This is a genomic window from Dietzia sp. PP-33 (genome assembly GCF_033790845.1).
In the GTDB taxonomy this organism is placed as follows: domain Bacteria; phylum Actinomycetota; class Actinomycetes; order Mycobacteriales; family Mycobacteriaceae; genus Dietzia.
The window spans coordinates 637,421-650,536 of the sequence record NZ_JAMYEI010000001.1; the positions used below are offsets into that span (position 1 = coordinate 637,421).

12 protein-coding genes are annotated in these 13,116 nt (G+C 69.4%); all 12 read right to left on the reverse strand.

Annotation, left to right across the window (positions count from 1 at the left end):
* Nucleotides 1–4: 4 nt before the first annotated feature.
* The 12 genes from NJE57_RS03075 to NJE57_RS03130 all read right to left on the reverse strand — a co-directional run bounded on the left by NJE57_RS03075 (nt 5) and on the right by NJE57_RS03130 (nt 13,088).
* On the reverse strand, nt 5–1,498 hold the full coding sequence (locus NJE57_RS03075; RefSeq protein WP_319026883.1) for a class I adenylate-forming enzyme family protein: 1,494 nt from the start codon (nt 1,496–1,498) through the stop codon (nt 5–7).
* A 37-nt stretch (nt 1,499–1,535) separates the two neighbouring features.
* On the reverse strand, nt 1,536–2,657 hold the full coding sequence (locus NJE57_RS03080) for an alcohol dehydrogenase catalytic domain-containing protein (protein ID WP_319026884.1): 1,122 nt from the start codon (nt 2,655–2,657) through the stop codon (nt 1,536–1,538).
* On the reverse strand, nt 2,654–3,418 hold the full coding sequence (locus NJE57_RS03085; protein WP_319026885.1) for an SDR family NAD(P)-dependent oxidoreductase: 765 nt from the start codon (nt 3,416–3,418) through the stop codon (nt 2,654–2,656). Before NJE57_RS03085 ends, NJE57_RS03080 begins: the two co-directional genes overlap by 4 nt.
* Nucleotides 3,418–4,182 carry a glucose 1-dehydrogenase gene (locus NJE57_RS03090; protein ID WP_319026886.1) on the reverse strand — a complete coding sequence of 255 codons (765 nt, stop codon included), beginning with the start codon at nt 4,180–4,182 and terminating at the stop codon, nt 3,418–3,420. The genes NJE57_RS03085 and NJE57_RS03090 overlap by 1 nt, the downstream gene beginning before the upstream one ends.
* A 2-nt stretch (nt 4,183–4,184) precedes the next feature.
* On the reverse strand, nt 4,185–5,405 hold the full coding sequence (locus NJE57_RS03095) for an acyl-CoA dehydrogenase family protein (RefSeq protein ID WP_319026887.1): 1,221 nt from the start codon (nt 5,403–5,405) through the stop codon (nt 4,185–4,187).
* A gap of 48 nt (nt 5,406–5,453) precedes the next feature.
* A complete protein-coding gene (locus NJE57_RS03100; protein ID WP_319026888.1) occupies nt 5,454–6,446 on the reverse strand; it encodes a phosphotransferase family protein in 993 nt (330 codons plus the stop codon).
* On the reverse strand, nt 6,443–7,672 hold the full coding sequence (locus NJE57_RS03105; protein ID WP_319026889.1) for an acyl-CoA dehydrogenase family protein: 1,230 nt from the start codon (nt 7,670–7,672) through the stop codon (nt 6,443–6,445). Before NJE57_RS03105 ends, NJE57_RS03100 begins: the two co-directional genes overlap by 4 nt.
* The gene (locus NJE57_RS03110; protein ID WP_319026890.1) at nt 7,669–8,826 is read right to left on the reverse strand and encodes a thiolase family protein; all 1,158 of its coding nucleotides are present in this window, start codon (nt 8,824–8,826) and stop codon (nt 7,669–7,671) included. The genes NJE57_RS03105 and NJE57_RS03110 overlap by 4 nt, the downstream gene beginning before the upstream one ends.
* Nucleotides 8,826–9,254, reverse strand: a complete 429-nt coding sequence (locus NJE57_RS03115) for a Zn-ribbon domain-containing OB-fold protein (RefSeq protein ID WP_319026891.1) — start codon at nt 9,252–9,254, stop codon at nt 8,826–8,828. The genes NJE57_RS03110 and NJE57_RS03115 overlap by 1 nt, the downstream gene beginning before the upstream one ends.
* 54 nt (nt 9,255–9,308) lie before the next feature.
* The gene (locus NJE57_RS03120) at nt 9,309–10,097 is read right to left on the reverse strand and encodes an enoyl-CoA hydratase/isomerase family protein (RefSeq protein WP_182653851.1); all 789 of its coding nucleotides are present in this window, start codon (nt 10,095–10,097) and stop codon (nt 9,309–9,311) included.
* A gap of 125 nt (nt 10,098–10,222) precedes the next feature.
* Nucleotides 10,223–11,332: an ABC transporter ATP-binding protein gene (locus NJE57_RS03125; protein ID WP_319026892.1), complete on the reverse strand. Its 1,110-nt coding sequence runs from the start codon at nt 11,330–11,332 to the stop codon at nt 10,223–10,225.
* Nucleotides 11,333–11,414: 82 nt separating this feature from the next.
* Nucleotides 11,415–13,088, reverse strand: a complete 1,674-nt coding sequence (locus tag NJE57_RS03130; RefSeq protein ID WP_319026893.1) for an iron ABC transporter permease — start codon at nt 13,086–13,088, stop codon at nt 11,415–11,417.
* Between the last annotated feature and the right edge of the window lie 28 nt (nt 13,089–13,116).

The following is a 13,116-nucleotide window of genomic DNA, read 5'->3' on the forward strand; positions in this document are numbered from 1 at the left end:
CCGATCAGTCGCCGAAGATCTCGGCGGCGAGACTCGCCGCACCCTTGCGGTCCAGCTTGCCAACCCGGGACTGGGGAAGGACCGAGACCGACCGCACGAACTCCGGCCACTTGAACTTGGGGAAGTCGGCGGCCTCGAGGTGGCTGCGGATCTCGTCGAGACCGAGCGGCTCCCCCTCCGAGACCACGAGCGCAGCCGTCCGCTCGCCCAGGACCGGATCGGGCACGGGCACCACACAGACCTGGTGGATTCCCGGGATGGCGGCGAGAGCGCCCTCCACCTCGTTGATGTCGATGTTGCGCCCACCCCGGATGATGAGGTCCTTCTCGCGACCGCGGATACTCACGCTGCCGTCCACGTCGATCACGGCCCTGTCGCCGGTGGACAGGAAGCCCTCGGCGTTGACGTCGGGCGCGACCGGGACGCCCTCGCGGGCGTACCCCACGAACAACGACGGTCCTCGGACCTGCAGGGATCCGAGCTCGCCGGGCTCGAGCACCGTTCCACCCTCGTCCACGACCCGCAACTCGGTGCCGGGGAACGGGCGACCGTCCCGGCCCAATCGCACGTCCACGCTGTCCGCCGGCGACGGGGTGGTGTGGCCCAGGCACTCGGACATGCCGAACACCCGCAGCAGGGTCGTGCCGAGCTTGACCTCGGCGTCATGGAGGGCCTTCTGGTTCATCGGGCCGCCGCCGACGGTCATGGCCCGCATCGCCGAGAGCGCACCCTCGGACCCGTCGACCAGGGTGAGCTGCAGTGCCATGGTCGGCACGAGCATGGTCCAGCCCACCCGGTGCTCGCGCAGGAGCTCCACCGCGGTCTCCGGCTTCCACCTGTCCAGCGCCACCATCGCGCCACCGAGCATGGTGGGCAGGTACATGCCGAAGCAGATCGCGGCAGCCGAGGACAGCGGCACCAGTGCGCCCACCGCATCCCCGGGCTCGAGACCCACGGCCTCGATCGTCGCGCTGCCCGCGTAGCGCAGCGCGTACTCGCTCTGGATCACGCACTTCGGTCGACCCGTCGATCCGGAGGTCATGGCGGCCACCGCGCCGCCGTTCCAGCGCTCGACCCCCTTCGAACGACCGTCTGACGGCCCCGCGACCACCCAGCCGCCCAGTGCCCGGCCGGCCTCGACGAACCCGTGCTCTGCCAGTCCCCACACCTCGGCGGTGTCGGCGGCGGTCACCACGATGTCCGGCTGGAGGTCCTCGGCCGCGATGTCGAACTCCGACCGCGTGGCGTGGCCGCTCATCACCGCGAGCATCCCGTCCACCAGCCCCACGGCCACGGCGGCGGACACCGTCCGCCACGAGTTGTCGGCACGCACGAGCACGGTCGGCGGGCGGTCCACCGCCGCCTCGATCACCTCGGCGAGCGCCCGCGCCTCACGGAGGATCTCCGCGAGGTCGTGGGTCCCCTCCCCGTCGACCACCGCGAGGTCCCCGGGCGTGCGGGCCGCGCGCTCGATGACGTCCTGGGCGAGCTGCTTCATTGACCTACTCCTAAACGATTGGTGGTCCGACGGCGCGTCACGCTGCGGACGGATCCCTGCCGGGGACGACGACGAGCCGGCCGGAGGCCCGACCGCGGCGCAGGTCCTCGTAGGCCGCGGGCACCTCGTCCATCGTGCGCTCCTCGACCACCGAGGCGATCTCTCCGTCGGCCGCGAGCCCGAGGACGGCGGCGAGGTCGGCGTGCGGGCCCCAGAACGGCGCGGCGACCCGCCAGCCGCGTGGGACCGATCCCTGCTTGTCGACGGTCAGTGACCCGCCCGCCGACCCGACGACGGTCAGCCCTCCCCCGGTGGCCAACATCCGTGCGCCGGCGGTCACGGTGTCCTGCACGCCGACGAAGTCGAAGACCAGGTCGGCGCCGGTGTCCCCGGAGAGCCGGGCCACCAGATCGACGGCCTCGGCCACCGAGGCGACCGCGTGGTCGGCCCCGAGTTCCGTGGCCAGATCGCGGGCGCCCCTGCGGGGATCCACTGCCACCACGACCTCGGGCGACCGTGATCTCACCACCTGCAGTGCGAGGTGCCCGAGGCCGCCGATCCCGATCACCACGACGACCGCCCCGGCCACGTCGACCGGCTGGGAGTCCACCGCGTGGAAGGCGGTGAGCCCGGCATCGGTCAGCGGTGCGAGAGCGGTCCCGGCGGTGGGATCGACCCCGACCAGGTGTCGGGCCGAGGGGACGAGGATGTAGTCGGCCAGACCACCGTCGAGCCCTATCCCACCGCCGATCGCGCCGTCGAGGCGGACGCAGTAGTTGTCCCGTCCGCTCCGGCACTTGCGGCACTCGCCGCACGACCACACGCCGTGCACGGCGCAGGTCAGGCCGAGCCAGTGCTCCTCTGCCCGATCGCCGACGGCCACCACGGTGCCCACGACCTCGTGTCCGAGGGTGAACGGGAGCGTGTAGGGCAGCCGCCCCTCGGGCGAGTCCATGATGTGCAGGTCCGAGTGACACAGCCCCGCCGCGTCCACCTTCAACAGGACCTCGCCCGGCCCGGGCCGCGGCACCGGGACCCGGTCGAGCGTGGGACGCGAACCCCACTCGTGCAGACGCCAGGCGCGCATCGTCGCGGGCAGCTCGTCGCGCGTCGTCGCGGAGTGCTCCCCCGTTCCGGTGGCCGGCGGCGGGGTGGTCATCGCGCCGTCCACCCGCCGTCGACTGTGAGGACGTGGCCGGTCACGTAGCTGGCCGCGTCGGAGGCCAGGAACAGCACCGCCCCGTCGACCTCGCCGGCGCGGCCACCGCGGTCGAGCATGGTGTTGCGCCGCACCCAGCCCGCGGATTTGTCGTTGGCGAACAACCCGTCGGTCATCTCGGTGTCGAACCACCCGGGCACGACCGCGTTGACGCGGACACCGCGCCGGCCCCACTGACCGGCGAGTTCCCGGGTGACGCCGATGATCGCGGACTTGGACGCGGCGTAACCGGCTCCCCCGATGGGTGCGGTGGAGACCAGGCCGATCACCGACGAGATGTTGATGATCGAGCATGCCCTGCCCTCCGGCAGAGCGGTGACGGTGGCCGCCGAGAGGTGGAAACCGGAGGTGAGGTTGACGCGCAGGATGTCGTCGAACTCCTCCGCGCTCTCGGTGAGCGCGTCGGGCGGGCCGGGCCGGCCGGCGTTGTTGACCAGGACGTCCACTCCGCCGTTGATCTCCGATGCCGTGGCCACGAGCCGGTCGCGGTCGTCGGCGCTGGTGATGTCGCACTCGACCGGCACCAGTCCGGGTACCTCGGCGGCCAGGCCGGCCAGGCGATCCGCACGCCGGGCGGCGGCGACCACCGTCGCCCCCGCGGCGGCGAGCGTCCGGGCGAAGCCCTCGCCGAGCCCCGAGGACGCCCCGGTCACCACGGCGACGCGGCCGGTGAGGTCGAAGAGTTCGGATGGGGTCGCCATCAGTAGACCGCCGTCCGTCCGCCGTCCACGGGGATCAGCGCACCCGTGGTGTATCCGGCCTGGTCGGAGGCCAGGTGGACGACCAGGCCGGCGATCTCCGCCGGGTCTCCCAGTCGCCCGGCCGGGAGCCGGTTGACCACCAGGCCGAGGAACTCGGAGTCCCAGTCCGCCGCCATGTCCGAGGCGAAGGCGCCGGGCATGATGCAGTTCACGCGGACGGTAGGCGCGTACTCCTGGGCGAAGGCCCGGGTGAGGGCGTTGAGGCCGTTCTTCGAGGCCGCGTAGGTGGCCTCGGGCGGGCTCGGCCGCTCCGCGCCGATGCTGGAGATGTTGACGATCGAGCCGCCGCCGGCCGTCACCATCCGGTCCCCCGCGACCGCCATGAGACGGAACGGCCCCTTGAGGTTGACGTCGATGGTCTTGGTGAACAGCGCCTCGGAGACCTCCAGCGCGGACGGGGCGAGCGGCGCGATCCCGGCGTTGTTCACCACGATGTCGATCGAGCCGTGCTCGCGGACGATCTGGTCCACGGCGGGCTCGATCGAGTCCCAGTCGCCCACGTGCAGCGCCAGCGGGTACGCGGCCTGACCCGTGGCGGCGGTGATCTCCGCGGCCACGGACTCGCACTGGTCGGCCTTGCGACTCGACACGATCACGGTGGCGCCGGCCTCCGACAGGGCCTGTGCCATGGCCTTGCCGAGCCCGCGGGTCGCGCCCGTGACGAGCGCGACCTTTCCGGCGAGGAGGGTGGACTTCTCGCTCATGATCAGGCCTCCGTCGGGGTGGGGGTGTACTTCTTCAGTTCCAGACGCGCCATGGTGCGCAGGTGCACCTCGGTGGGGCCGTCGGCGATCTGCAGTGCGCGGGTCAGGGCGAAGAACCGACCCAGCACGTTGTCGTCACTCACGCCGGCGGCGCCGTAGGTCTGCACCGCGCGGTCCACCACCTTGTGGGCGGTCTCCATCGCGGAGACCTTGATCGCGGCGACCTCGGACCGCGCCGCGGCGTTGCCCCGGGTGTCCATCAACCAGGCGGCCTTAAAGGTGAGCAGGCGGATCTGGTCGATCTCTATACGGCTGCGGGCGATCCACTCACGGACGACACCCCGCTTGGCGAGCGGCTCGCCGAAGGCCACCCTGTCCTGGGCTCGCTGGCACATCATCTCCAGCGCCCGCTCGGCGATGCCGATGCCGCGCATCGCGTAGTGCATCCGCCCCGGCCCGAGCCGGCCCTGGGCGATCGCGAAGCCGTCGCCCTCCTCGCCGAGCATGTTCTCGGCCGGGACCCGGACGTCGGTGAACGTGACCTCGCCGTGGCCCAGCCGGTCGTGGTAGCCCAACATCGGCAGGTCACGCACGACCTCCACGCCCGCGGCGTCGGTCGGGACGAGGATCATGGACTGCTGCCGGTAGGCCGGCCCGTCCGGATCGGACTTGCCCATGACGATCATGAGCTTGCAGTCCGGGTCCAGCACGCCCGAGGAGTACCACTTGTGGCCGTTGATCACGTACTCGTCGCCGTCGCGCAGGATCGTGGTCCCGATGTTCCGGGCGTCCGAGCTCGCGACATCCGGCTCGGTCATCGCGAACGCCGAGCGGATGTCACAGTTCAGTAGCGGCATCAGCCACTGCTGCTTCTGCGCCTCGGTCCCGTACATGGCGAGGATCTCCATGTTCCCGGTGTCCGGCGCCGAGCAGTTTATGGCCTCGTTGCCGATGATCGACCGGCCGACGATCTCAGCCAGTGGCGCGTACTCGAGGTTGGTCAGGCCGGCACCGAGGCCGTCGTGGGCCATGAAGAGGTTCCACAGGCCCTGCTCGCGTGCGGTGGCCTGCAGGTCTCGCATGACCTGTGGCTGCTCGTGCGGGTTGTCGTTCTCCGCGATCTGGCGGTCGTACACCTTCTCGGCGGGATACACGTGCTCGTCCATAAAGGCGTAGAGCTTCTCCGCGAGTTCCGCGGTTCGGCCCGAGTAGGCGAAATCCATGATCGTTCTCTCGTTTCTCGGAAGGTGGCGCGTCTGGAGGGAGGCGCGTCAGGCCAGCCGGTCGATGCCGGTGACGATGAGCCGGCGGATGGTCTCTGGCAGGAGCTCCTGCGCCGGGTCGTGGTGTCGACCCTCGCGGTGCCGCCGCAGGTTGTGGCCCATGATCGCCGCCATCTTGAACCGGCCCAGGGCGTCGAACCAGGCGAAGTCCGTGAGCGCACCGGCCGCGGCGCTGTAGATGTCGATGAGCTCCCCGGGTTCGGGGAGGCCGGCGACCTCACGGCCCACGCCGGGGAAGTTCGTCCCGTCGGCGAACACCAGGAACCACCCGAGCTCGACCCGCGGGTCACCCGGGCTCCAGATCTCCCAGTCGATCAGGGCGGCCGGGTCGGTGCCGTCGCAGAGGATGTTGCCCAGTCGGTAGTCGCCGTGGACCAACACCGGGGCGACCGGCTCGGGGATCGAGGCGGTGAGCAGGCCCTCGAGCCGGTCGGCGTCGGGGACCAGCTCGGGGGGGACCGCGTTCATCGTGCGGACCCAGCGGGCGAGCTCGTCCGCCGGGGAGAGCACCTCGCCGTCGACGGGCAGGGTGTCCAGTGGCACCGCGTGGAGCGCGGGCAGGATCTCGGCGGCCCGGCGCATGCGGGCGGCCGCGAGGCCGCCCTCGACCGCGGGGTCGTCGAGCACCGGCTCCAGGGACTCCCCGGACACCAGGTCCATCGCGAACCAGGCAGGGGACTCGTCGTCCGTGGCCCGGATGCCGGGAACCGGGACCGCCGTGTCGGCGAGCGCGGACATGATCCGGGCCTGCCGGAGCATGTCGTGCCGTCCGACGGCCTTCTGGCCCGGAGGCACCGACTTGATCACGAAATCCTCGGTCGCGCCCGCGATGCGGTAGGTCAGGCCGGAGTGTCCGCCGAGCATGGGGTCGAGTGGCCCGAATGGCCCCTCCACCCCCTGCGCCTCGAGCCCGGCGATCACGCGTTCGCGCAGCTGCGACTCGTGGGTGTTCGCGTCTGTCGTCGTCTCGGTGGTCGTCATGGTCGTGGCTCCCGGGGAAGACCGAGCACGCGCTCGGCGAGGATGTTGTGCTGGATCTCGTCGGTTCCGCCGGCGATGCGGTAGCCGGGGGCCCCGAGGACGTGTTCGGTCCACGCCCAGGTCCCCCACCTCTCGCCGCGGAGCGTCAGGTCGGGGCCGAGCAGGAGCCGGACCGTCTCGGAGGTCCGGGCCATCGTGTCCGTGGCGAGCAGCTTGCCCACCGACGCCTCCGGCCCGGGTTCGCGCCCGGCGCCGACGGCCGCGGCCACCCGCATGCCCACCAGCCGCTGGACGAAGCTGCGGGTGACGAGGTCGGCGACCGCGTCACGCTCCAGTGCGTCGAGGTCGCGACCGGCGTTGCGGGCCAGCTCGACCGCCTGGTCGGCGTTCTCCAGACCCAGATTGCCCGAGTCCAGTCGTTCGGCCGCGAGGACGGTGAGGGCTACCTTCCAACCCTGCCCGATGGGGCCCAGCCGAGCGGAGTCGTCCACCTCGACCTCGTCGAGCAGGACCTCGTTGAACGAGGTCCCCCCGGTCATCTGCCGGATGGGGCGGACGGTGATGCCGGGGGCGTCCATGGGGACGATGAAGACGGTGAGGCCCTGGTGCTTGGGTACGTCCGGATCCGTGCGGCACACCGCGACGCCGTAGTCGGACACGCCGGCCCCGGAGGTCCACACCTTGGAGCCGCTGAGCACCCAGCGTCCGTCCTTCTGCACGGCGCGCGTGCGCACGGCGGCGAGGTCGGAGCCGGCTTCGGTCTCGGAGAACAGCTGGCAGGCCATGAGGTCGGTCCGCAGCATCGCCCGGACGTACTGCGCCCGCTGCCCCTGCGTGCCCCACTGCGCGATCGTCGGGGCGATCAGCTGCTGGGTCACCGGGAACATCTCGGTGCGTTGCGGGAGGTCGTAGTCCGCCTCGAGTCGGCGGAAGGCGAGGTCGTAGGCGATCGGCAGCTCCCGGCCGCCGTACTCGGGGCCCCAGGTCACCGCGCCGAAGCCGGCGTCGAACTTGGCCTGCTCGTAGGTGCGCCGGCGGTCCGTCTCCTCGCGCTCCTGCTCGGCGGTCCAGTTCTCGAACACCACGACCGCGTCTGAGCCCTCCCCCCACGGGCGGGACTGCCGGGGGCTGGCGACGGACTCCAGCCACTGCCGGGCCTCGTCGAGGAAGCCCCGGAGCCCGTGGTCCTGATCGATACCGTGCTGATCCGTGTCGACGGAAGTCATCGCCGGCCCCCTTCCAGGACGGTGCATGCGCTGATGCCGGGCGCGCCGTACACGTGGGTGAATCCGAGGCGCGGATCGCCGGGGACCTGTCGGTCACCGGCCTCCCCGCGGAGCTGGGTGACGATCTCGTGGACCTGTCGCAGGCCGGAGGCGCCGATCGGCTCGCCGTTGGCCAGGCACCCGCCGTCGGTGTTGACGGGCAGTCGGCCGCCGATCTCGGTCTCGCCACGCTCGAGCATCCCCTCCTGCTCCCCGTCCTCGCAGAAGCCGCATTCGGCCAGGTGCATGATCTCGGCGCCGGACTCGGTGTCCTGGAGCTGGGCCACGTCGATCTCGGCCGGGGACACGCCCGCGGTCTCGAAGGCACGTCGTGCCACCTCGGTGCTCACGCTGCTGGGCTCGCCCTCACCCTGGACGGACGGGGCGAAGACCTCGAAGGACCCGAACGGCCGGGTGCCCGTGGCGACGGCACGGACCGCGACCGCGCGCCCGCCCATCCGTGCCGCGACGGCCTCGGAGGCGAGCAGGATCGCCGCCCCACCCTCGCCGGGGTTGCAGAACATGAACTGCGTGAGCGGGTCGTTGACCATCGGCGAGGCGGCGATCTCCTCGAGTGTCTTGGGATCGCGCCGCCAGGCGTTCGGATTGATACTGCCGTTGCGGTAGGCCTTCTCGGCCACCCGGGCCAGCGTCGTCTCCGAGATGCCGTGACGGGCCATGTACCGCGTGATCTTCATGGCGAAGAACTGGGTCGTGACCATGAGTCCGTGGGTGCCGTAACCCTCGGTCAGGCCCCACTCCTCCGGCTTGGGGTCGAACGCCCCGCGCGGGTGCTTGTCGAAACCGACGGCGAGGGCCACCTCGGCCGCGCCGGAACGGATGGCGTTGATCGCGGAGACGAGCGCGCTGCCCCCGGTGGCGCAGCCGTTCTTGACGTTGGTGAAGGGGATGCCGGTCAGGCCCAGGTCCGTCACCAGCGTGTCCGCGAGTCCGGAGCCGTCGCTGCCGCCGAAGGCGATCTGGACGTCGGACCACTGCAGGTCGGCGTCGGCGAGCGCGGTCCGGATGGCGGTGACGGCCATCTGGCGACCGGTGACCCCGTCCTGGCGACCGAACTTCGACAGTCCGGCACCGACGATGTGCACGTCCGACATCAGACCTCCTCCTCGTTCGTGGCAGGGTTCCTGGCAGGGTTCCCGGCAGAGTTCGTGGCAGCGTTCGTTGCGTCGGCGAGCGCGAAGCTCGGCACCGGATCGGACCCGACCAGGACGACCTCCCGGCCGATCAGGTCTGTCGGCGAGGTGCCGTCCAGCAGGGCCTCGACCTTGACGCCCTCCGCAAGGGCGACGTAACCGACGGCGTAGGGGTGGAACCCCCCGGCCGGTGGGACGTACGGCGGCGACTTCGGGGGGAACCGCTGGATGGTCGCGGTCCACACCGTGCCGGTGGTGGACAGGTCGATCCCGGTAGTCTGGGACCCGCCGCAGCGCTGACAGCTCACGGAGGCGGGAAACGCCACGGTCGCGCAGTGCTCGCACCGACTCCCCCGCAACCGCGGTGAGAGGTTCTGGTTCTCGGTCATCGTGTGCACTCCTTGTGTCCGTCGAGTTTCCCGCTCCGTGATGAGACCGTCAGATCAGCGGCCGACCCACTTCGGCTCACGCTTCTCGAGGAACGCCTGCACGCCTTCCTTGCCGTCTGCCGACTGCAAGGCGTTGCCGACGGCGAGGTGCTCCATGATCATGAGCGACTTGACGTCTGCGTCCAGGCCCTGGTTGATGGCCATCTTGGTGAGCTTCATCATGAACGGGCTCTTGTCGGTCAGGGTGCCGATGAACTGCTCGACGCACGCGTCGAGCTGGTCGGCGGGGGCCGAGTCGTTGATGAGGTCGAAGTCCTTCGCCTCCTGGCCCGAGAGCAGCTTGCCCGTGAGCATGAGCTCCTTGGTCTTGCGCAGGCCGATCATCCGCGGCAGGCGGTAGATCGGGCCGGCGCCACCGAACAGGGCGCGACGGATGTGGAAGTCGCCGATCTTGGCGTCGTCCGAGGCGATCGCGAAGTCACACGAGATCATGAGCTCGAAGCCACCGGCGGTGACGTAGCCCTCGAGGACGGCCACCGACGGCGTGTTCATCGAGTAGAGGCGGTCGCACACCTGGGCCGAGAGGACGCCGACGTCCATGGCATTGGTGGTGCCGACGAAGTCACCCAGCAGCTCGTTGAGGTCGAAGCCCGAGCAGAACTGGTTCTCCACGCCGCGGAGGACCAGGACCTTGAGCTCCGGGTCCTCGTCGACCTCCTTGATGATCTCGTCGAGGCGGTGCAGCAGCTCCACGGTGACGGCGTTCTTGACGTGCGGGCGGTTGAGCCACACCCGGGCGACGTCGCCGTCCTTCTCCAACAGCACGTGATCGGTCTGAACCATGATCTCTCCCTTTCGTGGAGCTTCCTGAACTGGATTCAGTTCATGTCTACATTGTGTTGTGGTCCCCGTCAACCCCTCAGCGGGACATCAGCGGTGACCTGGCCTGAATCGCCGAGAGGCGGCTCTCAGCGCGCGGAATCCTCCGTGGAGAGCGGGTAGATCTTGAGGCTCTCGGAACGGAAGCTGATGACGACGGGCTCGCCCTTCTTCGACCGGCGGAGCCAGTCGCCGTGGACCGCGGCGGAGGCGCGAAGGCGGTACTCCTCCGGCCCCGCACCGACCTGGACGTGATAGAAGCGCCCGCCGAACTCCGCCGACAGCAGAACGGCGTCCAGGGTGATCTCCTGGTGTGAGACGTCCTCATCCGGCCGGTGGAGCGTGATGTCGTCCGGCCACAACCGCGCCGAGACCGCCTGATGGCCGAACGTGTCACTCCGCAGTTCCAGTTCGGTGCCCGCGGCAGTGCTCCACTCCAGTCCGGAACGGTGGAGCTCGAGCCGGTTGGACATCCCGATGAAGTCGGCTACGTACTCGCTGATCGGATGGTCGAACACATCCTGCGGGGTCGCGAGCTGTTCGATCTTGCCGTGTTTCATGATCGCGAGTCTGTCGCCGAGGGCGAACGCCTCGGAGTGGTCGTGGGTGACGAAGACGGCGCCGAATCCCTGCTCGTCGTGCAGTCGGCGGATCTCCGTGCGCACCTGGTCCCGCAACAGGGCGTCGAGGTTGCTCAGCGGCTCGTCGAACAGCACGAGATCCGGCCTCGCCGCCATCCCGCGGGCCACCGCGATCCGCTGCTGTTGGCCACCGCTCAGCTGCGACGGAAGCCGGTCCAGCAGATGGCCGCAGTCGACCATGTCCGCGGCCTCTTCGACCCTGCCCGAGTTGAGCGCGTCCTTGAGCTTTCGCGCCTTCAGGGGGTAGGCGATGTTCTTACGCACCGTCATGTTGGGCCACAGGGCGTAGGACTGGAACACCATGCCGATACTGCGCTTGTTGGGCGGGACGTTGACCCTGGCATCCGCGTCGAACATCGGCTCGCCGTCAAAGGAGATCGACCCCTCCTCCGGGGTCTCCAATCCCGCCAGGCACCGGAGAGTTGTCGTCTTTCCACAGCCACTCGGCCCGAGGAGGACGAGGAACTCCCCCGAGTCGATCTCGAGGTCGAGCCCGTCGACGACGACGTTGTTCCCGTATTGCTTGGTGAGACCGGAGATCTCGATTTTCGCGGTCATCAGACTTCCTCACATTCTTGCCGGCGGTATCGCTCGGCTCGGACACAGATGAACAGTGCGGGCACGCACCCGCAGGGCGACTTCACAGCTTCTCCAGGACGTTCCGGCCGCCGACCAGCATCGCCACGGCGACGCCGGCACCCGTGACCACGGACATGAGGATCGCCAGAGCCGCGACGAGCGTGTAGGACCCGTTGCTCCAGTGGTCATAGAGCAGGGTGCCCATCACCTGGGTGGTCGCGGAGCGGACCATCAGCGACGCCGCGAACTCGTGGGTCAGGAGGATGAACATCAACGCGATCGAGCTGAAGATCGTCGGCCTGAGCATCGGCAGCGTGATCCTGAGCATCGTGGCCACCGGCCCGGCACCGGAGACCGCGGAGGCCTCCTCGTACTTGTCGCCCATCGAGATGAGCGCCGTCAGCTGCATGCGGGTGGCGAACGGGATCATGAGCACCACGTAGACCAGGATGATGACGGCCTTGGTCCCGTAGAGGATGAGCGGTGGTTCGGTGTAGGTGAGAAGGAACCCGACACCGAAGATGACGGCGGGGATGCCCATTGGCAGGGCCGTGATGAGGTCCGCGATCGTCCGCAGAACGGGGAGATCCTGTCTCTTGACCATGAGGTTCGCGATGCCGAAGCCGATGGGCACGCAGATCAGCACGGCGACTATCGACGTCACCACGCTGGTGACGACCGAGTCGACGATGCCCGGAGTGGTGACCAGGGCCCTGTAGTTGTCCAGCGTGAACAGGTCCGCGGACAGCTCGCCCGACCAGTACGGGGTCAGGGACACGATGATCACGCCGGCCAGCGGGAGGATCAGGGCGACGAGCCCGTAGAGGCTCACGATCACGGTGGCCCAGTGCGAGGAGCCCCCGACCGGGGAGAAGGATTTGCCACCGTGGGTGACGAACCGGGCCTGGTTCCCCAGGATCGCCCGCTGACCGAACACGACGATGATGCCCATGACGACCAGGGGCGAACCCGCCGCCGCAGCGGCGGCGAAGTTGATGGGGGATTCCGAGGCGCGGAGGTACATCTCGGTGGCGAGCACCTTGACCCCCTCGTTCTGGCCCAGCAGCAGGGGCGCGGTGAACTGACCGAGTCCCAGCAGGAGGGCCACACCGGCTCCGTAGACGAGCGACGGGCGCAGCAGTGGCAGGACGACCTTGAAGAACGTCCCGATGGTCGTTGACCCCGCGATCTGCGCGGCCTCGAGGTGCTCGCCGCTGATGTTCTGCATCCCGGCACTGACGAACAGGTACACGAACGAGGTGAGGCTGAAGCCGGTGATGATGATGATCCAGGTGGGGCTGTACACGTTCACCGGACCGGATTGCAGATCACTCCACCAGGGGAGCATCCGCAACAGCATGTTGACGTAGCCCGGCCCCGGGGAGAGCAGGAACGCGAACCCCACGACGTTGGCAACCGACGGGATGACGATCGGCAGGATCGGCACCAACCGCAGGAATCCCATGCGGCGCGGCAACCGCGTGGTCGCGAACGCGAGGACGGTGCCACACACCATCGCGATCACGAGGGAGAAGAACCCGAGTGCCGCCGTGGTGAGGAGGGTGTCGACGATGTCGGCCCGGCCGTACTGCGAGCGGTAGCCGCGCGCCCCGTTGGCGAACGCCAGCGACTGAAGTTTGTAGAGGGGCCAGACCACCAGGTACGCGAGTACGAGGATCAATGGCACGTATATCAATCGGTGTCGCCAGATCGTTCGCGAACCTGGACTCTTCATGTGGATCAAACCTCTGCTCGAAGAAGTG

Bases quoted from the DNA above. Each gene is read 5' to 3' on its own strand.
- NJE57_RS03075 (WP_319026883.1), bottom strand. From the start codon at position 1,498: ATGAAGCAGCTCGCCCAGGACGTCATCGAGCGCGCGGCCCGCACGCCC.
- NJE57_RS03080 (WP_319026884.1), bottom strand. From the start codon at position 2,657: ATGACCACCCCGCCGCCGGCCACCGGAACGGGGGAGCACTCCGCGACG.
- NJE57_RS03085 (WP_319026885.1), bottom strand. From the start codon at position 3,418: ATGGCGACCCCATCCGAACTCTTCGACCTCACCGGCCGCGTCGCCGTG.
- NJE57_RS03090 (WP_319026886.1), bottom strand. From the start codon at position 4,182: ATGAGCGAGAAGTCCACCCTCCTCGCCGGAAAGGTCGCGCTCGTCACG.
- NJE57_RS03095 (WP_319026887.1), bottom strand. From the start codon at position 5,405: ATGGATTTCGCCTACTCGGGCCGAACCGCGGAACTCGCGGAGAAGCTC.
- NJE57_RS03100 (WP_319026888.1), bottom strand. From the start codon at position 6,446: ATGACGACCACCGAGACGACGACAGACGCGAACACCCACGAGTCGCAG.
- NJE57_RS03105 (WP_319026889.1), bottom strand. From the start codon at position 7,672: ATGACTTCCGTCGACACGGATCAGCACGGTATCGATCAGGACCACGGG.
- NJE57_RS03110 (WP_319026890.1), bottom strand. From the start codon at position 8,826: ATGTCGGACGTGCACATCGTCGGTGCCGGACTGTCGAAGTTCGGTCGC.
- NJE57_RS03115 (WP_319026891.1), bottom strand. From the start codon at position 9,254: ATGACCGAGAACCAGAACCTCTCACCGCGGTTGCGGGGGAGTCGGTGC.
- NJE57_RS03120 (WP_182653851.1), bottom strand. From the start codon at position 10,097: ATGGTTCAGACCGATCACGTGCTGTTGGAGAAGGACGGCGACGTCGCC.
- NJE57_RS03125 (WP_319026892.1), bottom strand. From the start codon at position 11,332: ATGACCGCGAAAATCGAGATCTCCGGTCTCACCAAGCAATACGGGAAC.
- NJE57_RS03130 (WP_319026893.1), bottom strand. From the start codon at position 13,088: ATGAAGAGTCCAGGTTCGCGAACGATCTGGCGACACCGATTGATATAC.